Genomic DNA, 25,878 nt, shown 5'->3' with positions numbered 1-25,878 from the left:
TCACCTACTTTCATGTTTTATATTTACTTTTATTTTTATAAATAGAAATACCTATATTTTTAGTAGTACTACTTGTTTTATGAAAATTTAAATATTCTTTTCTTTCTACTCTTCATGCTCTACTACCTAATTCAGTTTTTGGTAAAATTTTAAATTCTTTAAGTTTAAAAAATCCACGTTCTAATCTATTAATAAATGCAGTTGTTTTTAATACATTAATATTAGTTGATTTAAGCACATTATAGCGTTGTTTACCTTTACTAATACCTTTCTCTTCTTTAAGTTGTTTCTTAACATATTTACGTATTTGTGAAGGTAAAAAACCCCTTAAAAAATATCTTCAAAATATTGTTCCAGCACCACTACCATTTTTACCTTTTTGAACTTTCATTAATTCTCAAGTCTCTTCATTTACATTAGGATAAGTATATGGACCATATCAACGTTTATTTTTATATGTATCAGATTGTATTAAAACTTGTAATAATCCTAATTTAAGTGATTTATTAGATTTATAAAATAAACCTTTTTTTAATCATGAACTAGATAATATTACTCAACCTTTATCATCTTTATTATCAGTTTCTTTTACATCTTTATTATTTAAATCTTTAGTATCTTTAGTTTTATTATCTTTAAATAAATTATTAACTTTTTTAATTGGATTAACAAATAATTTATCTAATTCAGTTTTTAAAATAGTTAATTCATTAGGTTTTAAAATAGATAATAATTTTTTAGCAATATTAGGATTAAAAACTGAATAAGGTTGATTTAATTCTTCAATAGAAACATTTTCACTATCTAACACTGATTTTAATCCATTATCTTTACTATAATTTTTTAATAAACTAACAATTAATACTCGAATATCATCACTAGCTAATGCAGAATATATTAATCTAATAATTAAAGGTAACATTATAAAGTAAATAAACTATTACTACGTTGAATATTAGGGTCATAATCATTAATAGTATCTCTTGTTTCATAGTTATCTCAATCAAAATTATTATCATCTGATATTATTGGTTGAGTTTCATTATCAATAAATGAAGTTTCTTGCATTTCTCTATCATGATTTGTTTTCATTGGTAATAAATTATGTATAATTTCACTAGCACCCGCTATTATTGTAGGAATAGCATAAGCATTATTAAAATCATTATTAATACCCATTGCTACACCACTACTAATTAAACACCCACCAGTACCCATATTTGCTATTTTTCTTATTGGTTCAAATCTATTAGGTATTAATTCAGTAATTCCACTAATAAGATTTGAAATACCATAAGCATTTAATGAAATATAAGTATCTCAATCCATTAAATTATTAGAATTATTATTAAATAAATTATCTGGAAATGGATTAACAGTTGTTGATGTTGTACTTGTAGTAGTTATAGGAGATATAGTACTTGTTATTGGATTAATTGTTGTACTAGGTTCTATTGGTGTAATAACAGTATTTAAAAACTTACTATAATTTGCTAAACTAATTGTTCCTAAACCTAATAATATTTTTTTACTACTATTAATAAATTTAGTTTTAGAAGAAGGTCTTTGATTTAAATTTCATATATCTAAACCTAATTTTTTACCAAATAATAAAGAATTAATTGAGCCTAATATTGGATTACCTATTAATTGTCCATAATAAGCACTGGTTCCAATCATTGCTAAAATTGGACTTATACCTGTTCTTATTAATTTTATTAAAGTATAGTTACTCAATGGTATAGTTTCAGCATGTTGTGGCATGTTTATTTTCTCCTTTTAATAATTTAGTAGATTTTTTAATTTGAATTAATACTTTACCTTTTAAATTAACATTATCTCCAACACATACAGCAAAATTATCATGTACATTACTTACTCTTATATAATTTGGATTTAATGTTGGAAATTCATAAAGTAATATTGCTAATATATCTTGTGAACTATTTAAATCTTCTGGTTTTGGGGAATTTATAATAATATGTGATTTATCATTAAAATATTTATATATAAATTCCATAATTTAAGCCTTAGTAAATGTTAATTTAACTGTTCCATAATATTCTTTATTATCACCAGTCATAGTTGCACTTGTATTAGTAATATTAGTATATGTTGCTTTTTTAGGTTCAAATCCAACATTACCTATTTTTACTATTGCTATATCTAATTCATCACTAGTAGGATTATCACTAGCAATAGTAATTTTTCCTAAATCTTTATAATAAATTATATTTTGTAAATCTAAAATATTCATATTATCATAATCTGTTGATTGATAAGTAGCATTAACATTAGTTGGGTCTGTTTTATAATTTTTTGCTCTTGCTGTTTTAATTTCATCAATTGTTGGCATTTTTTCTTGAATAATATACATTAAATCTGGTCTAATTGCACTTGGTAATGCATATAATGCTTTCCCAATAATACGAATATTATCTGTTGCATTATCTAATTTATTTCTTACTTTTGTAAATGAAATAGGCATACCTCACATATATCTGTTATAAACTACACCAAATAAATTTAATAAATTATAATCTTTTTCTAAATGCATACCAGAAACTGTATCATGAATAAAATCTTGTTCTAAATAAAAACTTTCATAAAATTCCATACCCATAATTTGATTTGTATATCTTTTACCAGTTGCTAAAGTATTTGCAGCAATTTGACCATAATTTAATAATGTAAATGCTTTTGCCAAATTAAAACTACTATCAATACCACAAGCACCAGTTAAATCTGCTTTATTAATACCAACCGTAATATCATCTACTTTTTTAATTAATTTATTATTTCTTTCTCCAATTATATAATAAGCATTTAATGCTTGTTCTTTAGTCATATTATTTAAATTTAAAGGTAATACTAATGATTTAGCAATTGCATAATCTTTGGTACCTTGTAAAAATATTAATTCAAAATTTTCTCTTAAATTTCTCATAAATGAACTTGTTCAATTTGAAACAATTTGAGTTGCTACATTTGCTGGTGAAGTCATAAATCTTTCAATATCAAATTCTGGAATATTAAAATCAATTGTTAATTCTTTATCAATAATTAATGTTGTTGTTTTAACTGTTCCTTTTTGTCTTTTAGTACCAGTAAATTCATCTCATGTTGAACCTCATAATACACGAACTGTTGCTCTATATATTGCCATTGCGACACCACTAATATTTGCTATTTGGTCAGCAGTAACAGTATTTCTCATAAATAAAGTACTTATTTCAGCAGTTAATTCACCACGAACTTGTGCTTCAAGTACACTTAAAACAGCATTTTCAGTAGGTGTATTACCACCAATAATAAATGCTTTAGGTATTTGTGGAATTGCCATTTTATCCTCTTTCTATTTAATAGATTTAAGTGCATTTCCTCTTGCTAAATTTACAAGTTTTTCTAATTCGTTAGGGTCAGTAATACCTGTAGTTTTTGCTTTTTCATTTAATTTTCTTTCTAATTCTTCTGGATTAATACTATTTGTATGTAAATCTAAAAGAGTTTTAGGATTAAAATCATTTGTATTAGGTTTATTTTCTTGTTTAAAAGATTCTGATATTTTATCAATAAGAAATTCTTTATAATCTTCATTTATTTTATTAAATGCTTCTTGTTTAGATAAAGATTTATAATTATCAGTACTCATTAAATTTTTAATTAAATTTACTTTTTTAGTATCTTTAATATTAGAAAATAATTGTTGCTCTTCATAACTATTAATTTTAGTTTCATATTCTTTTAATTTAGTTTGTTGTTCTTGTAGTTTTGGTTCTAATTCAGTCTTAGTATTTTTATAAACAAAATTTCGGTGTTGTTCTAATAAATTTTCTAATTCTTCATTAGTATAATTTTTATTTTTATCTCAGTTAAAGTTTTCCATATTTAACTCCTAAACTCACAGAATGGCTACTGTTTCCTTAATATTAATTATATCATTTTTTCCCTTTAAAATAAAGAAAAAATCTATATTTATTATAGATTTTCTAGTCATTATTTTCTATTTTTCTTGGTTCAGTAATATTAATAATTATATCATTTTGAGTGTTATTATCTTCTTCATTTATATCAAATTCATTTGGATGTGATTTTCTTCAATGTTCATAAATTAATTGTGGAGTTACTAATGCTTTTTCTAACATATGAGTTGAAATAATACTACGTGCTTTATCATAACTTTTTAAAAATTTTACTTGTCATGGACTATTTCTACGTCGGCAATCATATATAAATTTTCTATCAATTCCAAGAGCATTATTTAATCCTTGTGGTGTTAATGTTTTATTTTTTGTTCGTAAATAATTACTAATTTTAACCTCATAATCTCCTAATTCTTTTCTTTGTTTTGGCATATTATTCACCTTTTATCCTTATGTATATTATAACATTTACTATTATTCTTATATATAATTATTTGTAGTTTAAAGAAAGGAATTAATATTATGACTTTAATTAATAATGAATATGATTATGATAGTTTAGATATTAAATATACAAATTTAAAAATAAAAGAATATGAACAAGATTTATTAAATTATGATTATAATTATTTTAAAACTTATGATAAAAATAAATATAAATTAATACAAAGAAGAGTAAAATTAATTATTAATCCTTTTGGAAAATCTTATCTTCCATTAAGAATATATAAAAATTTAGAAACTAATGAAAATATATGTCCAGTAAAAAATTTTATTAAAATTCTAAAATATAAAAATTGTACTAATCGTTTATTAAATTTTATATTAAAACAAATACATAAAGGTAAAAGACAATGTGATATTAAAGATATGTTACCCGATTGTCCTATTTCAAATCAAACTATTAGTAATATAATAAAAAATAGTAAATTTACTATTCAACCTTTAAAAGAAAAAATTAAAGTATTAGATAATCAAAAACTTCATATTGATATTGATGATTGTTATGAATTTTTAAGAAATGATTATGGAATAATAGAAAAACATTGTATTAGAATTTTTAATTTTTATACTCATAAAATTAATATTGGTAAAAATAGAAATCAATTATTAAATAAAACTACTGCTTTTTTATTATATAAAACTGGTAATAGTAATAATATAACACAAGATAAAGTATATAATTTTGTTTTTGAAACTATTAATAATAATTATGATATTAAAATAAATAGTTTAAAAGATTTAGAATCTCAAAATCTTAATTTAATAATTGCAGGTGATGGTGCATTATCAATAAGAGCAATGGCTAAATTATTAGGTGGTTATTATATATTAGATAAATTTCATGCTTTTAGTTATCTTTGAAAATCATTTGTTGGTAAAAGGGGAAAGAAAAAAGAATCTACTGATTGAACTAAGTATATAGATTCATCTGCTTCTTTTAAAAACGGTAATTATAATCAATTTATTAATATTTTAGAAAATAATGTTGATGAAAAAACATTTAATTATTTTAAAAATAATACTCAAGGTATTATTAATCAAGGAGCAGATTGAAATATTGGTTGTTATGCTGAAAGTACTGTTTTTCATTTAGTAAAGTCATTAAAAGGAAATGGTGCAAAATCATATAATTCTAAAACATTTATTAATATGTTAAATGCAAGAGTAGCATATTTTAATAAACAAAATATTAGTTTTTAGTTAATATAAAATTAAATAAATCTTTACCTAAATAGTTAGGAATTTTTAGATTAAAATAGTAAAATTAAAGTGATATTATTGTTTACAAGAATGATAATATATGATATAATTATATCAACAATTAAAGATATATTTCTCTCATTGAAAATATATCTATACGTATATTTTATTCGCCCTTAAACTAAAATTAATAGTTATGAAGAGCAACAATTATTTTCTAATATTAAAGATACTAAAAAAGTAAATTTAATTAAAAATTTAATGAGTACTGATAATTATAAATCTTTATCTAAACAAGAAGCATTTAATAAAATAAATGAAGATTATAAAGAATTTCTTATTGATAAAATATCAGAATCTTTTAAACAAGAAAATAAACCTAATACAAATGATTTTAATCCTAAAACTCTTTTAGATTTACATACAAATAGTATTAATCCAGAAGAATTAGAAAGAAAATTAAATGAAAAAGCAAAAACTACAGGTATTACTGACCCTAACGAATTAGAAAAACTTGTAAATTTAGCAAGAGGAAATGCACTTAAATCTATTAAATAGAAAGAGGATAAAATGGCAATTCCACAAATACCTAAAGCATTTATTATTGGTGGTAATACACCTACTGAAAATGCTGTTTTAAGTGTACTTGAAGCACAAGTTCGTGGTGAATTAACTGCTGAAATAAGTACTTTATTTATGAGAAATACTGTTACTGCTGACCAAATAGCAAATATTAGTGGTGTCGCAATGGCAATATATAGAGCAACAGTTCGTGTATTATGAGGTTCAACATGAGATGAATTTACTGGTACTAAAAGACAAAAAGGAACAGTTAAAACAACAACATTAATTATTGATAAAGAATTAACAATTGATTTTAATATTCCAGAATTTGATATTGAAAGATTTATGACTTCACCAGCAAATGTAGCAACTCAAATTGTTTCAAATTGAACAAGTTCATTTATGAGAAATTTAAGAGAAAATTTTGAATTAATATTTTTACAAGGTACCAAAGATTATGCAATTGCTAAATCATTAGTATTACCTTTAAATTTAAATAATATGACTAAAGAACAAGCATTAAATGCTTATTATATAATTGGAGAAAGAAATAATAAATTAATTAAAAAAGTAGATGATATTACGGTTGGTATTAATAAAGCAGATTTAACTGGTGCTTGTGGTATTGATAGTAGTTTTAATTTGGCAAAAGCATTTACATTATTAAATTATGGTCAAATTGCTGCAAATACTTTAGCAACTGGTAAAAGATATACAAATCAAATTATGGGTATGGAATTTTATGAAAGTTTTTATTTAGAACAAGATTTTATTCATGATACAGTTTCTGGTATGCATTTAGAAAAAGATTATAATTTATTAAATTTATTTGGTGTAGTTTATAACAGATATATGTGAGGTATGCCTATTTCATTTACAAAAGTAAGAAATAAATTAGATAATGGAACAGATAATATTCGTATTATTGGGAAAGCATTATATGCATTACCAAGTGCAATTAGACCAGATTTAATGTATATTATTCAAGAAAAAATGCCAACAATTGATGAAATTAAAACAGCAAGAGCAAAAAATTATAAAACAGACCCAACTAATGTTAATGCTACTTATCAATCAACAGATTATGATAATATGAATATTTTAGATTTACAAAATATAATTTATTATAAAGATTTAGGAAAAATTACTATTACTAGTGATAATCCTACTAGTGATGAATTAGATATAGCAATAGTAAATTCTGGTAATGTTGGATTTACACCTAAAAAAGCAACATATAGTAATATAACATCAACTTCTGCAACTATGACTGGTGATAATAAAGAATATTATGGAACAGTAAAAATAACATTTTCAAAAGTAAAAAAGAAACAAGTTAATAATGACTAATATATATGAATATTTTAATTATAAAAATGAAATTATTATAAATTCACCAAAACCAGAAGATTTAAATAGTTCACAAGATATATTAGCAATATTACTTTATGAATTTCCAACATTAAATCCAAATTATATAAGAGTAAGTAATGTACATGATAATTTTGCTGTATGTGTTGGAGATAATGTTAATTTAAAAGGTAAAGTATTAATTCAAATTAAAAAATCTACTAAATTATTAAAAGGAGAAAATAAACATGCCACAACATGCTGAAACTATACCATTGAGTAACTATACTTTAATAAAATTAATAAGAACAGGTATAAGTCCAATTTCAGCAATGATTGGAACCAGTGCTTATTATGGTCAATTAATAGGTAATCCAATATTAGGCTCAATTAATTCTTTATTATTTGGTAAAAAATTAGGTTTAGATATATGAAATTTAAATCAAAGACCTTCTTCTAAAACTAAATTTATTAATAGTAGTAAAAAAATATTATTAGGTTTAGGAACAATTAGTTTAGCAAATTATAGTAAGTTTTTAAATACTGTTATTACACCAATAGAACCTAGTACAACAATTAATCCAATAACAAGTACTATATCTCCTATAACTACTACAAGTACAACATCAACAACTGTTAATCCATTTCCAGATAATTTATTTAATAATAATTCTAATAATTTAATGGATTGAGATACTTATATTTCATTAAATGCTTATGGTATTTCAAATCTTATTAGTGGAATTACTGAATTAATACCTAATAGATTTGAACCAATAAGAAAAATAGCAAATATGGGTACTGGTGGGTGTTTAATTAGTAGTGGTGTAGCAATGGGTATTAATAATGATTTTAATAATGCTTATGCTATTCCTACAATAATAGCGGGTGCTAGTGAAATTATACATAATTTATTACCAATGAAAACAAATCATGATAGAGAAATGCAAGAAACTTCATTTATTGATAATGAAACTCAACCAATAATATCAGATGATAATATTTTTGATTGAGATAACTATGAAATAAGAAATACTATTAATGATTATGACCCTAATATTCAACGTAGTAATAGTTTATTTACTTTATAATGTTACCTTTAATTATTAGATTAATATATTCTGCATTAGCAAGTGATGATATTCGAGTATTAATTGTTAGTTTATTAAAAAATTATAGTAAAGATAATGGATTAAAATCAGTATTAGATAGTGAAAATGTTTCTATTGAAGAATTAAATCAACCTTATTCAGTTTTTAATCCTAATATTGCTAAAAAATTATTATCTATTTTAAAACCTAATGAATTAACTATTTTAAAAACTGAATTAGATAAATTATTTGTTAATCCAATTAAAAAAGTTAATAATTTATTTAAAGATAATAAAACTAAAGATACTAAAGATTTAAATAATAAAGATGTAAAAGAAACTGATAATAAAGATGATAAAGGTTGAGTAATATTATCTAGTTCATGATTAAAAAAAGGTTTATTTTATAAATCTAATAAATCACTTAAATTAGGATTATTACAAGTTTTAATACAATCTGATACATATAAAAATAAACGTTGATATGGTCCATATACTTATCCTAATGTAAATGAAGAGACTTGAGAATTAATGAAAGTTCAAAAAGGTAAAAATGGTAGTGGTGCTGGAACAATATTTTGAAGATATTTTTTAAGGGGTTTTTTACCTTCACAAATACGTAAATATGTTAAGAAACAACTTAAAGAAGAGAAAGGTATTAGTAAAGGTAAACAACGCTATAATGTGCTTAAATCAACTAATATTAATGTATTAAAAACAACTGCATTTATTAATAGATTAGAACGTGGATTTTTTAAACTTAAAGAATTTAAAACTTTACCAAAAACTGAATTAGGTAGTAGAGCATGAAGAGTAGAAAGAAAAGAATATTTAAATTTTCATAAAACAAGTAGTACTACTAAAAATATAGGTATTTCTATTTATAAAAATAAAAGTAAATATAAAACATGAAAGTAGGTGATTATATGGATATAGATTTAACAAAACCTATTAAACCAATTGGTATATGAAATACTATTAATCCAATATCAAAAGATAATAAAGAATATAAAAAATTAAATAAAATTTGATTTAATAAAAATAGTACTCATATAGATAAAATCAAAATATTAATATCTAATATTTTAAAAATAACTAGTCATATTATTGGTATATTAATAACATTATTTTTTACAATAACACCATGATTACTACCTAAAATACCAATAGAAATGGGAATTGGAAGTTATACAACTCAATATAATTTTACTTGACCTGACCATTTGGTTTTAACTTTATTTCCAATGTTTAGTCATATAGGATTAAATCTAGCAACTAAATTAGGTAATTATGGAAAATTACTTAAATTTGGATTAATAATAATTCCAATTATTATTACAAGTCCTTATTTAATTTATCAATATCAACAAATTAAAAAACATAAAAAAGAATGTATTTTATGTAAAAATCATTCAAATAAAATTCAAATAGAAAAGGTGTAATAAAAAATGAATTTAACAGTATATTTATTAAGTGGAATTATAGGAGGAGCAGTTACTAGTGGAGTAATTGTGACTATTGTTTTACTATTATTATCAAAATTTATTAAAAAATCAAAACAATCAAATTTAGCAAAAGAATTAAAAAATAATAAAGAATTAGAATTTATTAAAGCAAATATTAAACAAATTAATTCTCAATTACAATTAGAAACTACATCAACTGCTAAATTACTTGATAGTTTTAATGTAGAACAAGAACAAATTGATAATTTTGTAATAGCACAAAAATCTAAAAAGAAAGAATTATCAGAAAAAGATAAAAAGAAAGCAACTAAAATTAAAATTTAAAGGGTTTAAATACCCTTTATTTTTACATTAAGGAGTAAATTATGGCAATTAAAGACCCAATATTATTTATTACAGTTGAAGAATTTAAATTATCAAAATATTTTAATGAATTATTATTTGATAAAGTAACTACTCCAGATAATGAAATTTGATTTGCAATATCTGTAGCTAGTAGTAATATTGATTATTTAAGTGGTTTTACTATTAGTAAAAAATGACCAGAAATAACACCAACAGATTTTACAGATAATGTTCAAACAGCAACTACTAATTATGTTAGATTTTTATTAACTAAAGATGTAGATTATTTACGTGGTCAAGGTTCAATTAGTCAAGGTGGATTAACTTATAGTGAAACTAATCCAGATGACCCTTATTTTATCCCACCCGAAGTATTTAATTATTTAAGAAAAATTAAAGAATATCCAAATATTAAAGGTTTTAATTTAAAAGGAATAGAACCACAAAAAAATAATTATTTTAATAAATTTATTTCAAATTGTGGAGAAGATAGTCCATTAAATGCATATATACCATATACTAATATAAAATCATTAGATATTAGAACTAAAATTACTATTACTAATACACAAAATATGTTAAGACCAGTTGTTAATATTGATACTAGAGGTATTAATACAAGTACTACAGTACCTGAATTTAAAAGTCCAAAAAAAACTATTAATATTAAATATGATAAAGAAACTCATATAGTTAATAGTGATGTTAGTGATAAAGTAATTTATTTTGATGACCTTGATGATAAAAAAAATGCTATTGAAATTTTAAAACATACTTTAGTACCTAATTTTATATATAAATGAGTTGCTTATAAAAATTTTAATCCGTTTACAGAAGATTACTCAAGTTATTTAAATGGAACTTTAATTCCAAAAAAATATGCAGATGATAAATTATTATTAAAACAAGATAAATTAATTGCAGGTACTAATATAACTATTAAAGATAATATTATTAGTGCTACTGGTGGTAGTGAACCGCCAGATTTAACTGATTATTATAAAAAAGAAGAAACTAATAATTTATTAGATAAAAAAGAAAATAAATTAAATCTTGTTTATGAAGGAACAACAGAATTAATATATCACAAAATGCCAGATGAAGGTAATGATTTATGAATTCCTAATGGTGGTTGAGTAAAAAAATATGTAGATAATAAAATAATTAATAAACAAGATAAATTAACTGCAGGGGATAATATTACTATTGATGAAAATAATAAAATTAGTGCTACTGGGGGAAGTTCAGTTGATGAAAATAGAATATTTGATAATAAAGATGATAAAGATACTACTACTAATTTAATTAATAATGTTATTAAAAAAGGTAATATTACATTAACATATAGAAATAATCCGTTTGTAACTGATGATTTAGATATTCCACATAAAAAATATGTTGATGATAAAATTAATGAATTAAATTTTATTAAATGAAAATCAGTTGGTACTATTAGTAATGAGAATGATAATATTGCATTTAATTTTAAATTAAACACTTTATATCGTGTTAGTTATTCATGAGCATATCTTAAAAGTAATGGAAGTAGTAAATATTTAATTTTTATGTGAAGAGGCGCACCTGCTATATTAGATAGTACATTTCAAGCAGAAAATAATCAAAAGGTAGTAACTAATTATGTTGATTTAGGTGTTACATCAGCAATGATTTATTTAAAAAAATATAATTACCAAACTGGTTTTTTGCTTTCATTAGAAGAAGCAGAAAATACAAATACTAAAAATTATAGTGAACAAATATTACCAATAACTCCACCAATACCACCAACACCTTGTCCATGTCCAAAATGAAAAGAAGTAGGAACAAGACAAACTAAAGATAGAATTTTATATACTTTTATTGTGGGTAAAAAATATAGAGTTACTTATATGTGATACGGAGATACGCAACCTATTTCTTATTCTATAACTAAAGAATTTGATAAACTAGTATCAAACAAGATTGATTGTATATATACAATAGATAGTTATGTACGAAATTGAAATGTAGTTAAAAATAGAATTGAGTTGTTTAAATTAGAAGTTAATAATATTTGTATTAGAATTAACAACGCTGGTGGTATTACTTATGGAAATATTTTAAAATTAGAAGAATTACAAGAATAAATATAAAAAGTTACCTTAATTGGTAACTTTTTAATTAGATTGTGGGAGAATGTTAGTTTCAATTTTTCTAATTTTTAAAATTATTCAAGTTATTATAAAAGTAAAAGAACATACTAACATAAAAATCATTATTTTAATTAAAAAATATCTATCATTAAAAAAATAAATTCTTGTCTTATCAGTTGAAATATTTAAATTTCCAAAATAATTATCTCAATAAATTAATGTTATTAAATAATATAGTGCTGTAATTAAAAATATAATACTAAAAACTATTAATCATGTTTTTTTTTCTTTAAATTTTATTTTTTTTAACTTTTTATTCATTTATATATACTCCATAAAAATATTTTAATAATTAAAATTATAACATAAAAATATTTTTTATCTTGTATTTAATACTATTTTAGTAATATTAGCTTTAATACTATTTATATATCTCATACCATAAGTTAAAAAGGGACTTATTATAGTATAATTATCTCATCTACATTCAATTTTTCCTAAATTTGCTTGTAAATAAAATGTTCATTTTAAGTTATTATCTACAATACTCATATTAATACATGATTTATTTTCATAACTTTCATCTACTCTTATGCCGGTACCAAAAAATATAGATAGATTAAAATTATATCCAATTAATTCATAAGGCATTTGTCTATTATCACTAAAAAAATAATTATATGCCATACCAGAAGTAGTATCAGTATTTGCTGTGTGATATCAAGTATTTTCATAAAGATTTTCTTGGGGTCTATTTTTATTAAATTTTAAATCTTTTAAATCAATAGTTATACTTGTATTGTCAATTTTTGTTGGTCTAAAATTTTCAATACTTGAATATTTTATTAATTTATTATCTGGTGAATTTTGTATTTCTTCTTTTGTTTCAATATTATAATCATAATATAATGTTATACTTTTATAATATCTTTGTAAGTCATTAAAAGTATTAATTAATAATGTTGGGTCTAATAAAGATTTTAAATTAATTTCATAATTAACCAATTTATTTGGATTATTTTTTTTCCATTCGTTATTATTAGATTGATATGGTCTAACATTTATATTTGTTAAAGGAATATTATTTGCTGTCATTTCTATTTTTAAATCTGGAATAATAATTATTGATTTTGCTATATTTTGTGGACTTGGTGGTAATATGTTTGCTGGATAACTAAATGTAGTTTCTTCAGTTTCTTTATATTCATCATGATTTAATTTATATAAAGTAGTTCAATTAAAAGCATTATTAGTTAAAGCACCTTTATTTTTATATCTAAATTGAGCAACTGAAAGTTCATTATAATCACCTTGATAAGTAAATGGATTATCACTATAAAATGTATGTCTTTCTTCACCTTGATGTAATGATTGAGTTACAATTGTATCAATAATGTATGCATAATTAGAACCATCACTAACACCATTACTTGTTGGATTTCATTGCATTTCTGTGTCTAAGTTAGTTAATGGACTTGCTATATCTAAAAATTCAGTATCTTCTGCTAAAATATAAACTTTATTATTTTTCTTTTGTGATAAATCAACTGTACTTATTTGTTCTTTTGTTTTTAATTTATGACCAGTTTTAGGGTCTCATGGATATACTGATATTCTATCAGTTAATTTCATAGTCATAGCAGTTGTAGAAACATTAGCACCTAATAATTTACCAATAGCAAAAGCATTTTCATTAGCAAAAGCATTTAATGGAATTAAACCACCATTACCAATAATATTTTCTAAATTATTTGTAAAAAATGCTGACATGAAACCATTAAAATATAACATTTTTTTATATTGTTGATTATTTTGATTAATAATAAAACCAATTGGAATACCTAAACTTAAAACATTTAATAATTTACCAATTAATGGTATATCACTTAAAGCAAAAGGTAATCATTGTACACTATCATAAGGCATTTGTATTAAACTACTAAATACTACTGAATTAAAATTTAATATAGCACTCATATATTTTTGACTTATTTTTGAATAATCTACAGTTGGTGAACCAATAATTAAATTAGTATCTGGGTCTTTATATTTAAAATTACTAGACATATCTACATTATAATTACCAGAGATATTATTAATATTTCATTCACTATCTCAAAAGAATTTAGCTTCTCCAATTGCTGTACCATTACTATTAGTTGCTTTTGTTTTATCAAATGCTAACATACCTTTAAAATCTTTTGTAACAAATAAATTTGCTTGTAAATTTAAACTAGTTGATAATCATTCTTTTCAATTTTTAAAATTAAGATATCCAGTAGGTTTTGCATCCATTAAATTATAAAATGTAGTTTCTGGATGACTATTAGTAGTTATTTTATCATTAATACCTGCTAATAAACCACCATTATTTTTAACTGATGTACTTGAACGGTCATTATTACCAGCAATAAATAATCTTCTTGAAGCAAATACTTTTTGTTCAAATATTTCATTATTATTAATTTGATTAGGTGCTTGACCTTGTATTATAGGTCTACCATAATAATAACAACTAGATAATAATTCTAAACCATAAGATTGTCTATGACTATATCTAACTCCAATATCACGCATTAAAGTACGATTTAACGTTACTAAACTATTTTGAATAGTAGGGAAAGCATAACCACTACCTGGACTTGCATATTGTACATAATCAAGCGTATTTTGACCACTTGCTACTGCTCTATCATTAACTGAACTAAAAGTTAATACTTGCATACTAAATTCACCATTATAAGGACTATAATAATTAGTTACATTTGAAATATATAATAATTGTCTATCTTGATTTTTACCAGTATTACCACCAATATTTTCATTTTTATCATTAAATACACAAAAAAATTGTAAATAATCATCTACTGTAATTTGTTCTTCAAACATAACTAATATATATTGTCTTGTTGTAGAAATTGTTTTAAATAATTGATTATTAGGTAAACCACCAAAATCTACACCACTTGTATCATCAATTAAATAAGCATTTCAATAATCACCAATTTTATATTGTTTAGTATAATATTGGTCTTGTCCAGTAGTTTTATGAGTAGTTGGGTCTGTTATACCTTTATTTTTTTGATAGATTTTAGTACTATTTTTTCAAATACATACAACTGGAGTATTACCAGAAAGTATTAATTCATATTGACCAAAATCACTAATTTTACTATTAATAGGTTTATAACCAGTTTCAGTTAAAGGTATTGCTCCATTATTAATTATAAATGGAAATATTTTTCAATGACTTAAACGTTTAATTATTGCTTGTTGTCTCTTTAGATTTAGATGTGCGTGTTTCATTAATTGAATTCGTTGATGATTGCTCATTTTCACTATCTCCTAATTCTTTATTTAATTTTTTATTTTCTATAATAATATTTTCTAATTTATTTTCTGCCATAAGTTGGTCAATATTATCATATTCACCAATTGCTTCACTTACTGTCATAGTACCATTATTTAATCTTGAATTAATAATTTGGTCTTGTACTATTTGGTCAGTCATTGCTATAGGTATAAATTTAAATGAATAAGGTCTTTCACCAATACCATTTCATAAATTTTCACTAATAAGAAGTAAATCAAATATACGATAAAAATAAGCACTATAAAATGCTATTTTAATTTCTGTTGTTTCCATATCAAATTTATTATTAAACATACTTTGTGTTTTATTAGTATAAACATCATTACCATGTTCATCATAATCATAACCAGAACCATTAAATATTGCTTTAGCAGTACCATTATAATCTAATCAATATTCACTAAATTTTGGGTCACCTTGTATAATTTGCATACTACCATTACCATTTTTATCATATCCAGCACTACCAACATTAACTATCATATCTTTTTTAGGATTTTCAATAATATTACCATTTTCTTGCATTTCTTTAACTGTTTCATTATCTAATACAGCAAATAAAGTAGTAACATTAAATTCTCTTTCTAATCTTTTTTTCTTAATAACTTGATTTAAATCTCATATTAAATCTCATACTGCTGTACAATCTGGATAAGCATTTAAAGTAGTTGTATTACCATATAAATTAATAATTGGTAAATTAGTTATTTCAAAAATAGGAATATAATTAAATGGATTTTTAATTTCATAAGTATTTAATGGTGTTATATTTGGTTTTAATTTAGTTCTTGTAGAACCTAAAATAATATCTTTATTATTATCTTTATATGTTTCATATTTAACTTTTCCATTTTGTATTGTTACTCAAGTTAAAGTAGCACTATCAGCTTGTTCATTAATAAAATAAAATTCTGCTGATTGTTCTTGTTCATTATATTTAGCAACTCTACCACAAAAACTATTAGGTAATATTTTAAGGGATTTACTATTATCTTCATTAACTATAATCATAATAAATACTTTACCCATTAGTGAATTTTGTAAACCAAATTTATAAAATTTTTCTAATCATTTATCTTTTAAATTCATTTCATTAAGATAATCTAATATTTCTTTTTTACTTGAATTAAATAAAAATCCTTTACCTAATCATAATTTAGTTGATTTTTGAGCAATAATCATTGGTATATCAATATATCAATCTTTTTTATCACAACTTAAATATTCCATTGTATTTATCATATTAATCACCACCAAAATTATTTTTATTAATTAATAATTTATTATTAATACCATTAATTAATCATTTCATTTCATTTCATGCATTAATGCATACATATCACTATCTCAAGTATCATCATGTAAATCTAACATTTTCGGAGTATTATTATTAGTATCTAATTTCTTTTTATCTAATCATTGCATTAAACTATATTGTCTTTTAGTTTCTTGACATCTTTCTCAATTAAAACTAATAATATTTTTAAGCATACAAATTGTTGTAAAATCAATTCTATCATTTAAATATAAAATTGATTTATCTACTGCTATAAATTTTAATCATGTTATATTACGTTTTTTAACTCAACTTTTTAAAACATCAATAAATACTAACCCACCATTACCATAATCAACATAACAAGTAAAACCAAATAACATTGCTATATAACGTTTACTTTCATTAATATAATAATTAATAATATCATTTGCTAAAGTATCAGTATCTTTATATTGCATAGTAACATTACTATGATAAAATTCACTTTCTTTATGTGCTCTTCTACCATTATCATTTTCACCAATAAATCATAATGAAGCAGATGTAGGATGACCACTTGGACTTGTTGCCATACCTATATCTAAACCACCAGTTAATCTTTGTACTTGAAAATCTAATTTAGTATTAACTTTATCTAAATATCTAGCAAAAATAGCACCTTGTAAAATACTTGGTACACCATAATATCAACTTTGTGCTTTAATTGGATCTAATACTTTTAATTCTTCTAAATCATTAATCATATCTAATGTAAGATTATGAGCATTTACTTTTCAATTACTATAATGAAATAATTTAAAAATATTATTATCAAATATTGATTTAATTTGTTCATTTTTTTCTTTCATTATTTCTAAATTAAAAGGTACAATTTTATTCATATATTCAATATAATATTGATAAATATTATCTGGATTACAACTTTTTATTTTTATTCTTTTTTTAGCATTACCTAATGCAAATGTTATTGCTTGAAATTCTTGTTGACTAAATTCATTTGCTTCTTCACATCATTCAATTGCTAAATCAAAACCTTTTATTTCACTACGAGAAAGACCTTTTAAAGGTATTCTATCATTTGAATTACTATATACACCCATTACCCTAATAAATGATTTAAAACCTTTAAAACGAAAGTCTGCTTGCTTATTAGGGTATTTTAAAGTAAAGTCTTTATAATCATTCAATCCAATTATTATTAAAGCATTATATATTTCTTTTACTAAATCATTAATATCTTTATTTAATTTTCTAAATGCATAAATAGCAATTGATTTTTGTACTTTAATTGATATAACTATTAATATTGCTAATTCTTCTGCTATACTATATGTTTTACTAGAATATCTACTACCACTAAGATTATATTCACTATGAGTAAAATCACTTTTATTTAATAATCAATAACTAATTTCATTAAGATAAGTAAATTCTTTATTCATATTATTACTCCTTATTTTTATAATATTCTTTAATTTCTTTTACTTTATTATTAAAATCTAATTGATGTTTTTTACACATTTTAAAAAATTGAACAGAAGTATTTTCTAAATCTGTAGATTGTAATTTAATTAATACTTTACTATTACAATCTTTACAAATACATTTTAATTTAGTTTTCATTTTCTTTTTTCCTTTAATAAATCAATTAATAAAACAATAAAACAACCTAAATTTATTAATGCTATTATTGTAGAATTTATAATTATTAATATTTCTCATCAAGACATTATTTCACTTCCTTATTTAAATAATATCAACCAATTAATAAACTTTCTGCTTGGTCATGGTCTTTAATTTTAATATTTCAATTATGGTTCTTAATCATGAATTGAGAAAGTTCAATTGATAACTCTTTAGTTCAAGGTTTATAATTTCAATTATATTTAATTTCATCTAAATTTTGATATCATTTTCTTCATTCACTACTACTAACTAACATATCTTTAGTTAATAATTTATTAAATTGTCCAACAATAAAACCACGTAAATGGTCTAATGTTTCTTTACCTTTACCAAATTTTGGATTAAATATCCCACGTTCAATTACTAAATATAAATTATTTTTATTTATACATTCATCATAACTATTAATTTCATCAATTATAAAAGCATTAAATTTAATTTCAATATATTTTTCAGTATATTTTTTAAAACTATAACTATTTATTCATACTGGTTTTTTATTTTCTCATAATGTAAACCCAGTATTTTTTATACTTGGGTCAATTGAAAGTAAATAATTATTCATTACTAAATACTACCTTATCTAAATTATCAATATTAGTTTGTATTTGTTCATAATTAATATTTATTTCTTCTTTTGGTTCTTCAATAGATTTTAATTTAATTTCTTTATTATCATTATTTGGATTATCAACATACATTATATTTTCATTATCTAATACTATTGCTTGATCAATTTGCATTGCTCTATCAACAATATTTTGATTTTCTAATTTAATACTAGGGTCTTTATTAATATCTCTAATAATTGCTTTAATAACTGTTTTAAGTGCCATAGCATTAAAACTAGTAGTTCATGGACTATTACCATTTGCTTTACTATATTTTTTTTTATGTTCTTCACATTCTTGTTTAGTCATACCTTTAATAAAAGTAATTATTTTACCTAAATAATTTTTAATAGAAATCATACCATAATAACCAATAATTATTTTATTTTCAAATATTTTACTAGGGTCTAATTCTCAACGTTGAGTTTCTTTATTAAAAATATGTTTATCAGTAATAATTTCTCTTTGAAAATCAATTACACAATTTGAACGTTGTAATAAAGTTAAAAAACCATCTTCTTGTATTTGTACTTGTAATTCATTATTATAAGGTATTAATGCTATTTCTTTTTTAATTGGATTATTACTTAAATCTAATTCAAATATAGTTGCTAAAGTATTAATAACTGATTGTGGATTTAATGTTGATAATTTTTTATCATTTAATTTTGTTAATTCATAATAGTTAGTAAATTGTTGTATTTTTGATTTATCTATATTTTTAGGTAAAGTTAAATTTGCCATTAGTGATTTTCCTTTCAAAGTGCAATTGCCATTTCTCATTCATATACTAATTCATCTGTTATTTCTACTAATATTTTTTCTACATTATCTTTTTGAATTCAATAAATATAATGTGTATTTGATAAATTAAAACCATTATTTTTTAATATTCAATAATAAGCAGTTAATTGTAATATTGATTTTTCTTTATTTTCTTTATACATATTTGATAATGTTTTAAAATCAATTATTGTATATAAATTATTTTCTTTATAAATTAAATCTGGTGTTCCAGCAATAATATCATAAGTAAATACTTGTTCACATATATATTTAGTATTTACTTTAAATTCTTGTAAATTATTTAATAAATTTTCACAATATTGTAAATAATTTTTATTAAATAAATGTTGAATATTATTTAATAATTTATCTTTTATATTATTAATATTTATATTTTTAAAATATAATTCTGCTACTTTATGAACAGTTTCTCCTCTTAATCTAGCATTTTCTAATCTATCAAAAGGTATATTTTCATAAGGATTTTTATCTTCATATAAATAATATTGAATAATTTTAGATACTGATATTTTTTCTTGTTTATTTAAAAAATATTGATGTGTATCTTTTTTAAAAATTAAATTATTTTTTAATTGCATTTTTAATTAAACTCCTTAAAAAAGCATTAATTGTAATATGATTTTCTAAGCAATATTTTTTAAATTCATAATATTCATCTATAGTTAATCTAACAATCATTTGTTTATTTAATAAATCTTCTTTATTTTTCTTATGTGCTGACATTATTATTCAACTCCTTTAATATCTAATTCCATTACTAATATTTCATAATGTTCAATATAAGCATTTTCTAATATATGATGTTTATAATTTTTATGAAAATTAATAGCATTTTCAATTGTAGAAAATATTTTTTGTTTTCTTTTATTAGTATAATTTACTTTATATTTTAATAAATAATTATATTGCATATTATTTTTCTCCTTTAACCTTTAATAATTTTTTTATAATGAATAATTACTTGTTCTAATTTATTTATTTTTTCATATGAAAAATAATCTTTCATAATTTTTAAATCACCATCATTATCAATTTCAAATTCTAATTCTTCATATTTACTATTAAATTCTTCTTGTAATTCTTCAAATTTATCTATTAATTTTCTTGCATTTTGTAATTCTAATTGATTCATTATCTTTTCTCCTTTAAAAATTTTCTAATTGTAATTCATTAATATAATAGTTATATAAACTATCATAGTTATCACTTGTTAAATATATATCTTCTTCAATCATATTATTAATACATTTATTACAATAATAAGAATTATCTATTTCACTAATTCAAATATATTTTTTATTATGTAATTTACATTTCATTATTTTTACCTATTAATTTATAAAAACAGTTATTACATGTTCTATTAGCAAATGAAGATTTTTTATAACAAATATCACAGTTATGAGTAATAATATTTCAATTAAGCATTTATATTAATTCCTTTCTTAATATTTTAAATAAAATATTTTATTATTATGAGTTACTAAATCTTTTAATGATGTTACTATATAATTTATTACTAAATCATTATGATTATATGGATTATTTATTTTAAAACTTTTTCTATCTTTTTCTCAGGTAATATTATATTTAAAACATTCTTCATTTTTTATTTGTCCAATATAATAACCATTATATTTTTTATAAAATTCAAAAGTAATTAATTTTTCAATAATTTTATTATTTATTATTGGTTTTTCTTTCAAATCTTCAATTTGAATATATTGTTTTAATAATTCTTTTAATTGCACACCATTTAATTCTTTTTTTATATTATCTTTAAAAACTCAATATATTCGTGTTTCATCAATATTAAAAGAATTTTTTTTAATAAAACATTTAGAAATTGATATTTTATATTCTCCAAATTCAATTATTATTGCACCATTATCAGTTTCTTTAATAATTTGCTCTTGTGAAAATTCTATTATCATTTTAAAAACCTTTCTTTTTATTTATTACTTTCTTTTTGCTTTTTATTATAAATAATTGCAATTCCTAATATTAAACCTATAAGATTTAAAGTAATAAATAATATTATTACTCCCATTGCATTATTATCATTACACATAAATAAACCCAGAGTTGTTAATATTATTCATGCAAAAATTCCTATTATTATTAATAATATGATTGTTTCAATGCTCATTAATACTTCCTTTCTTTTTTTTCATATCAAATTTCTTTTAAATGTAATTTTAATTTTCAACAATAAATACAAATAACTTTATTATTTTTATCTTGTAAAAATATATTTTGAAAATAAAATAAATGTTTTATTCTATAAGTATCACAATAATTACAATAATATCTTTTAACAGTAAAATTATGTTTCATTTTAAAAACCTTTCTTTTTATTCAGCACTGCTACTTTTAGTAAGCAGTTGCTGTTTTTTTATTTTCTTTTTTTAAAAAATCTTATAAATAGGTTCTTGTTCACTGATAGTGACAAGACCTAAAAAAATAAATATATATACTAATTATTTAATTTATGTTAATATATAATTGATAAGGTATGTATGTAATATATAACCCCCTTTATGTGTAATAATTTAAAAATAATTAAAGAACAGGGTTTATGGTTATTACATAATCTTGAAAAATTCTTTACTAACTCAATATAGAGACTTCAATTAATAGACAAATACATACAATAACAATTCAATAAAAATTAATAAATTACTCTTTTATACTCATGTAGTAGTATTTACATAAAGTACTCACAATTTAACTAACTACGAGAGTTTATTTAATTTAACAATTAAAAATGAGAGTATTATCTCTCATTTATATTTTTATTAAATCTATACCTATTTTTTATACGGCCGGTATCTCAGACCCAACTACTCATAAAACTACTGGACAAGACCAATATTATACTAAACAATATAAAATTGGTGATTATTGAAATGCTTATTTAATTGATGATACAAGTGGTGTAGATTTTGGTAGTTTACCTAATAATCAATTATTTAAAACAATTTCTACAACAAGACAATATATATTAGTTATGTTTGAAGAACAAATTACAGTAGATGATTATTTACAATTTTTTTGTGTATTTAATGATAAAAATGAAAATATTGGTGGTAATACTGGTAAAAATCAAGATAGACAATTATTATATATTTCAAATGTAACTAATTATTATAGTCCTTATAATGGTGAATTTAGTATGCAAGTATTAACTTTTAGTTCAGTTAATGATAGAGCAGTAGCAAGTGGTCAAAATACGCTTGATTATGTACAATATGCAAGTCCAGGTAGTGGTTATGCTTTCCCTACTATTCAAAATAGTTTAGTAACGTTAAATCGTACTTTAATGCGTGATATTGGAGTTAGATATAGTCATAGACAATCTTATGGTTTAGAATTATTATCTAGTTGTTATTATTATGGTAGACCTATAATACAAGGTCAAGCACCTAATCAAATTAATAATAATGAAATATTTGAACAAAAAGTATTTGCTTCAAGAAGATTATTTATTGCTGGTAATAATGACCATTCAAGTACATCAGTTAAAAATAATGGTGGTTTATTAGCAGGTATTAATGATAAAATAACTACTAGTAGTCATCCAGAAACTACATTTTATAATTTAATGGATGCAAAACCTACTGGATATCTTAATTTTAAAAATTGAAAAGAATGATTATCAACTAGTTTAAATTTACAAGCAAATTTATTTGTTACAAAAGATTTTAAAGGTATGTTAGCATTTGATAAAACAAAAGCAACTAATAGTAATGGTACAGCAATTGGAGAAGCTAAATTCTTTTGAGATAGTGAATGAAATATTAATAATATCTCTGGTAATTATAATGTAGATATGTCTAGTAATTTTAAATATAAAGACCCAGATACTAATTTAATTATTGGTTCACCAACTGTAGATTATTCAAAAATAAGTCAAAAATATATGAGTGCTATATTAAATTTTAATTCAGTAGTATTTAGTAGTTTAATACAAATGCCTTATGATAGTGTACAATGATTACCTTTTGCTTTAAGTGATATACCATTAATTGATAAATTATTAAATGTTTTAAGTTTAGGTATTCCAATTGGTTTTATTATTAATCAAAATAATCAACAATATAAAAAAATGTTATATTTTAATGGTTTTATGTCAGCATTTTTTACAAATAATTTAGAAAATATTATTGGTAATGGTGGTTTAATTCCATTAAATGCTTTTGCTATTGGTAAATTATTAGGTGCTAATGTTTCTACAACTGCTATGACTATGAAATTAACTGATAGAATATCAGTATATCCATGAGACCCTAAAACTGGTCATAAATTAAAAACAAAAGAACAAATAAGTACAGTTGATTTATCACAAAAGAAAAATAATAAAGTTTATATTTTAGCAGAAGATACTGAATTTTTAGATATAGCAAGTCCATTAACTAACTTAGACACAGAAATGCAATGAAATCCAACAAGTAATGGTGTTAGTGATGGTTCTAATTATGCTTATATTATTGATACAATTGTAACTCAATCATTACATCAAGGTGAAGAAAGACATACATTTTATAGTGATAATCCATTTACTTATCAAGGTGATTATAATGAACTTTCAATAGCACAATTTAGATATAAAAATAAAGGAGCATTAACTAGTAATGCTTTTAATTGAACTACTTTATATAAATTAAATCATGATGAATATAAAGAAACTGAAGAAACTACATTTAATTATCCAGCAAATATCTTACCACCAAGTCCACAAAATATAGCAAAACAAATAGTTATTATTCCAAAAAATTCAACTGTTGATATTACATTACAACACTGAGATACTTTATATAAAGGAGAAAACGCAGACATATTATATTCCAATAATAAGTGAATAGAAAAAAATTTATCATTAATTAAACCCTTAGAAATAGATATTAATTTTAAAGATTATTTAGACCCTACATTATTAATTAATACTTTTAATGATTTAAAAAGATATTATAAAAGTATAGATGTATACTTAAGTTATGAATATGAAACAGATGAGTGAAGTTCAACATCAACTAAACCATTTAATAATTTAAATACTGGTGAAAATTTTAAATCAAATAAAAAGCAAGAATTATTAATGAAATCTTATTTATTAAGTGAACTATTCTATTATACAAAAGAAAATAAATTAAAAATATTTGAAAATTATGAAATTAAAGATGATAGTCAATCAATAATACAACTAAAATCATATAAAGGTAAAGCTACAATATCTGCTATTCCAAGTAATATTAATAATTTATATGAAATTTCTAGTGATGAATTATATGGTTATATGTGAGGATATAATTTTTCAACAAATGCTAATGATATTAAACATACTTATTTAGGTTTTTATGATAATTCAACTAAAGAATTTAAATGAAAAATACAAATGTTTCCTATAACAAATCAAATCCAACTTGTTTGACATGATAAACCATATAGGTACACTGATTTTTATTATTCTTTATCAAGAAGTATAATTAATTATAAATTAATTATATCTAAAATAGTGTTAAATCCTAGATAAATTTATTTTTTGTTG

The 25,878-nt window shown here is 21.7% G+C and carries 32 protein-coding genes; 10 read left to right on the top strand and 22 right to left on the bottom strand.

The genetic code is table 4. The features are described from left to right. Window positions 1-4: 4 nt before the first annotated feature. The 6 genes from AAHM98_RS05715 to AAHM98_RS05690 form a co-directional block, all read right to left on the bottom strand. Window positions 5-922, bottom strand: a complete 918-nt coding sequence (locus AAHM98_RS05715; protein WP_342275925.1) for a hypothetical protein — start codon at window positions 920-922, stop codon at window positions 5-7. Beyond that, a complete protein-coding gene (locus AAHM98_RS05710) occupies window positions 922-1,764 on the bottom strand; it encodes a hypothetical protein (RefSeq protein ID WP_342275924.1) in 843 nt (280 codons plus the stop codon). The genes AAHM98_RS05715 and AAHM98_RS05710 overlap by 1 nt, the downstream gene beginning before the upstream one ends. Continuing rightward, window positions 1,730-2,020 carry a hypothetical protein gene (locus AAHM98_RS05705; protein ID WP_342275923.1) on the bottom strand — a complete coding sequence of 97 codons (291 nt, stop codon included), beginning with the start codon at window positions 2,018-2,020 and terminating at the stop codon, window positions 1,730-1,732. Before AAHM98_RS05705 ends, AAHM98_RS05710 begins: the two co-directional genes overlap by 35 nt. A 3-nt stretch (window positions 2,021-2,023) precedes the next feature. Further along, window positions 2,024-3,343 carry a hypothetical protein gene (locus AAHM98_RS05700; RefSeq protein ID WP_342275922.1) on the bottom strand — a complete coding sequence of 440 codons (1,320 nt, stop codon included), beginning with the start codon at window positions 3,341-3,343 and terminating at the stop codon, window positions 2,024-2,026. Window positions 3,344-3,355: 12 nt separating this feature from the next. Beyond that, window positions 3,356-3,886, bottom strand: a complete 531-nt coding sequence (locus AAHM98_RS05695) for a hypothetical protein (protein WP_342275742.1) — start codon at window positions 3,884-3,886, stop codon at window positions 3,356-3,358. Window positions 3,887-3,989: 103 nt separating this feature from the next. After that, window positions 3,990-4,355, bottom strand: a complete 366-nt coding sequence (locus tag AAHM98_RS05690) for a hypothetical protein (protein WP_342275741.1) — start codon at window positions 4,353-4,355, stop codon at window positions 3,990-3,992. A 90-nt stretch (window positions 4,356-4,445) separates the two neighbouring features. On the opposite strand from AAHM98_RS05690, the gene AAHM98_RS05685 reads away from it, so the two are divergent. The 9 genes from AAHM98_RS05685 to AAHM98_RS05645 all read left to right on the top strand — a co-directional run bounded on the left by AAHM98_RS05685 (window position 4,446) and on the right by AAHM98_RS05645 (window position 12,568). After that, window positions 4,446-5,627, top strand: a complete 1,182-nt coding sequence (locus AAHM98_RS05685; RefSeq protein WP_342275740.1) for an Mbov_0401 family ICE element transposase-like protein — start codon at window positions 4,446-4,448, stop codon at window positions 5,625-5,627. 261 nt (window positions 5,628-5,888) lie between these two features. Next, a complete protein-coding gene (locus AAHM98_RS05680) occupies window positions 5,889-6,185 on the top strand; it encodes a hypothetical protein (RefSeq protein ID WP_342275921.1) in 297 nt (98 codons plus the stop codon). 12 nt (window positions 6,186-6,197) lie between these two features. After that, window positions 6,198-7,541 (top strand): hypothetical protein, encoded by a 1,344-nt coding sequence (locus AAHM98_RS05675; protein WP_342275920.1) that lies wholly within the window; start codon window positions 6,198-6,200, stop codon window positions 7,539-7,541. Further along, window positions 7,534-7,824 carry a hypothetical protein gene (locus AAHM98_RS05670; protein WP_342275919.1) on the top strand — a complete coding sequence of 97 codons (291 nt, stop codon included), beginning with the start codon at window positions 7,534-7,536 and terminating at the stop codon, window positions 7,822-7,824. Before AAHM98_RS05675 ends, AAHM98_RS05670 begins: the two co-directional genes overlap by 8 nt. Then, window positions 7,790-8,632: a hypothetical protein gene (locus AAHM98_RS05665; protein WP_342275918.1), complete on the top strand. Its 843-nt coding sequence runs from the start codon at window positions 7,790-7,792 to the stop codon at window positions 8,630-8,632. Before AAHM98_RS05670 ends, AAHM98_RS05665 begins: the two co-directional genes overlap by 35 nt. Next, the gene (locus AAHM98_RS05660; protein WP_342275746.1) at window positions 8,632-9,549 is read left to right on the top strand and encodes a hypothetical protein; all 918 of its coding nucleotides are present in this window, start codon (window positions 8,632-8,634) and stop codon (window positions 9,547-9,549) included. The genes AAHM98_RS05665 and AAHM98_RS05660 overlap by 1 nt, the downstream gene beginning before the upstream one ends. 8 nt (window positions 9,550-9,557) lie before the next feature. Then, entirely contained in the window at window positions 9,558-10,073 is a 516-nt protein-coding gene (locus AAHM98_RS05655; RefSeq protein WP_342275917.1) for a hypothetical protein, read from the top strand. 6 nt (window positions 10,074-10,079) lie between these two features. Further along, window positions 10,080-10,421: a hypothetical protein gene (locus AAHM98_RS05650; protein ID WP_342275916.1), complete on the top strand. Its 342-nt coding sequence runs from the start codon at window positions 10,080-10,082 to the stop codon at window positions 10,419-10,421. A 41-nt stretch (window positions 10,422-10,462) separates the two neighbouring features. Next, window positions 10,463-12,568, top strand: coding sequence for a hypothetical protein (locus AAHM98_RS05645; protein ID WP_342275915.1), 2,106 nt, complete (start codon window positions 10,463-10,465; stop codon window positions 12,566-12,568). A gap of 30 nt (window positions 12,569-12,598) precedes the next feature. On the opposite strand, the gene AAHM98_RS05640 is transcribed toward AAHM98_RS05645, so the two are convergent. From AAHM98_RS05640 to AAHM98_RS05565, 16 genes are all read right to left on the bottom strand, one after another. Further along, complete coding sequence (locus AAHM98_RS05640; RefSeq protein ID WP_342275914.1) at window positions 12,599-12,895, bottom strand: hypothetical protein; 297 nt, start codon at window positions 12,893-12,895, stop codon at window positions 12,599-12,601. Window positions 12,896-12,952: 57 nt separating this feature from the next. Then, on the bottom strand, window positions 12,953-15,880 hold the full coding sequence (locus AAHM98_RS05635; RefSeq protein ID WP_342275913.1) for a hypothetical protein: 2,928 nt from the start codon (window positions 15,878-15,880) through the stop codon (window positions 12,953-12,955). After that, window positions 15,834-17,189, bottom strand: coding sequence for a hypothetical protein (locus AAHM98_RS05630; protein ID WP_342275912.1), 1,356 nt, complete (start codon window positions 17,187-17,189; stop codon window positions 15,834-15,836). Before AAHM98_RS05630 ends, AAHM98_RS05635 begins: the two co-directional genes overlap by 47 nt. 57 nt (window positions 17,190-17,246) lie before the next feature. Then, window positions 17,247-18,668: a hypothetical protein gene (locus AAHM98_RS05625; protein ID WP_342275911.1), complete on the bottom strand. Its 1,422-nt coding sequence runs from the start codon at window positions 18,666-18,668 to the stop codon at window positions 17,247-17,249. A gap of 4 nt (window positions 18,669-18,672) precedes the next feature. Continuing rightward, entirely contained in the window at window positions 18,673-18,849 is a 177-nt protein-coding gene (locus AAHM98_RS05620) for a hypothetical protein (protein WP_342275753.1), read from the bottom strand. Beyond that, the gene (locus tag AAHM98_RS05615) at window positions 18,834-18,956 is read right to left on the bottom strand and encodes a hypothetical protein (RefSeq protein ID WP_342275910.1); all 123 of its coding nucleotides are present in this window, start codon (window positions 18,954-18,956) and stop codon (window positions 18,834-18,836) included. Before AAHM98_RS05615 ends, AAHM98_RS05620 begins: the two co-directional genes overlap by 16 nt. Further along, the gene (locus AAHM98_RS05610; protein ID WP_342275909.1) at window positions 18,956-19,477 is read right to left on the bottom strand and encodes a hypothetical protein; all 522 of its coding nucleotides are present in this window, start codon (window positions 19,475-19,477) and stop codon (window positions 18,956-18,958) included. Before AAHM98_RS05610 ends, AAHM98_RS05615 begins: the two co-directional genes overlap by 1 nt. Continuing rightward, window positions 19,470-20,267 (bottom strand): recombinase RecT, encoded by a 798-nt coding sequence (locus tag AAHM98_RS05605; protein ID WP_342275908.1) that lies wholly within the window; start codon window positions 20,265-20,267, stop codon window positions 19,470-19,472. The genes AAHM98_RS05610 and AAHM98_RS05605 overlap by 8 nt, the downstream gene beginning before the upstream one ends. Then, complete coding sequence (locus AAHM98_RS05600; RefSeq protein ID WP_342275907.1) at window positions 20,267-20,908, bottom strand: PD-(D/E)XK nuclease family protein; 642 nt, start codon at window positions 20,906-20,908, stop codon at window positions 20,267-20,269. The genes AAHM98_RS05605 and AAHM98_RS05600 overlap by 1 nt, the downstream gene beginning before the upstream one ends. Beyond that, window positions 20,892-21,053 carry a hypothetical protein gene (locus AAHM98_RS05595; RefSeq protein WP_342275757.1) on the bottom strand — a complete coding sequence of 54 codons (162 nt, stop codon included), beginning with the start codon at window positions 21,051-21,053 and terminating at the stop codon, window positions 20,892-20,894. The genes AAHM98_RS05600 and AAHM98_RS05595 overlap by 17 nt, the downstream gene beginning before the upstream one ends. Before the next feature lie 2 nt (window positions 21,054-21,055). Then, window positions 21,056-21,241, bottom strand: coding sequence for a hypothetical protein (locus tag AAHM98_RS05590; protein WP_342275906.1), 186 nt, complete (start codon window positions 21,239-21,241; stop codon window positions 21,056-21,058). 14 nt (window positions 21,242-21,255) lie between these two features. After that, complete coding sequence (locus tag AAHM98_RS05585) at window positions 21,256-21,462, bottom strand: hypothetical protein (RefSeq protein WP_342275759.1); 207 nt, start codon at window positions 21,460-21,462, stop codon at window positions 21,256-21,258. A gap of 13 nt (window positions 21,463-21,475) precedes the next feature. Next, complete coding sequence (locus AAHM98_RS05580) at window positions 21,476-21,649, bottom strand: hypothetical protein (RefSeq protein WP_342275760.1); 174 nt, start codon at window positions 21,647-21,649, stop codon at window positions 21,476-21,478. A 126-nt stretch (window positions 21,650-21,775) separates the two neighbouring features. Beyond that, window positions 21,776-22,264 (bottom strand): hypothetical protein, encoded by a 489-nt coding sequence (locus AAHM98_RS05575; protein ID WP_342275762.1) that lies wholly within the window; start codon window positions 22,262-22,264, stop codon window positions 21,776-21,778. Window positions 22,265-22,281: 17 nt separating this feature from the next. After that, the gene (locus AAHM98_RS05570; protein ID WP_342275905.1) at window positions 22,282-22,479 is read right to left on the bottom strand and encodes a hypothetical protein; all 198 of its coding nucleotides are present in this window, start codon (window positions 22,477-22,479) and stop codon (window positions 22,282-22,284) included. Beyond that, window positions 22,479-22,667 carry a hypothetical protein gene (locus AAHM98_RS05565; RefSeq protein WP_342275904.1) on the bottom strand — a complete coding sequence of 63 codons (189 nt, stop codon included), beginning with the start codon at window positions 22,665-22,667 and terminating at the stop codon, window positions 22,479-22,481. The genes AAHM98_RS05570 and AAHM98_RS05565 overlap by 1 nt, the downstream gene beginning before the upstream one ends. Window positions 22,668-23,097: 430 nt before the next feature. On the opposite strand from AAHM98_RS05565, the gene AAHM98_RS05560 reads away from it, so the two are divergent. Next, window positions 23,098-25,863 carry a hypothetical protein gene (locus AAHM98_RS05560; protein WP_342275903.1) on the top strand — a complete coding sequence of 922 codons (2,766 nt, stop codon included), beginning with the start codon at window positions 23,098-23,100 and terminating at the stop codon, window positions 25,861-25,863. Window positions 25,864-25,878 lie beyond the last annotated feature (15 nt).

The organism is Spiroplasma endosymbiont of Nebria brevicollis, from assembly GCF_964030895.1.
In the GTDB taxonomy this organism is placed as follows: Bacteria; Bacillota_I; Bacilli_A; order Mycoplasmatales; family VBWQ01; genus Spiroplasma_E.
Note: the sequence above shows the minus strand (reverse complement) of the source record. Positions and strands in the feature narration are given on the sequence as shown.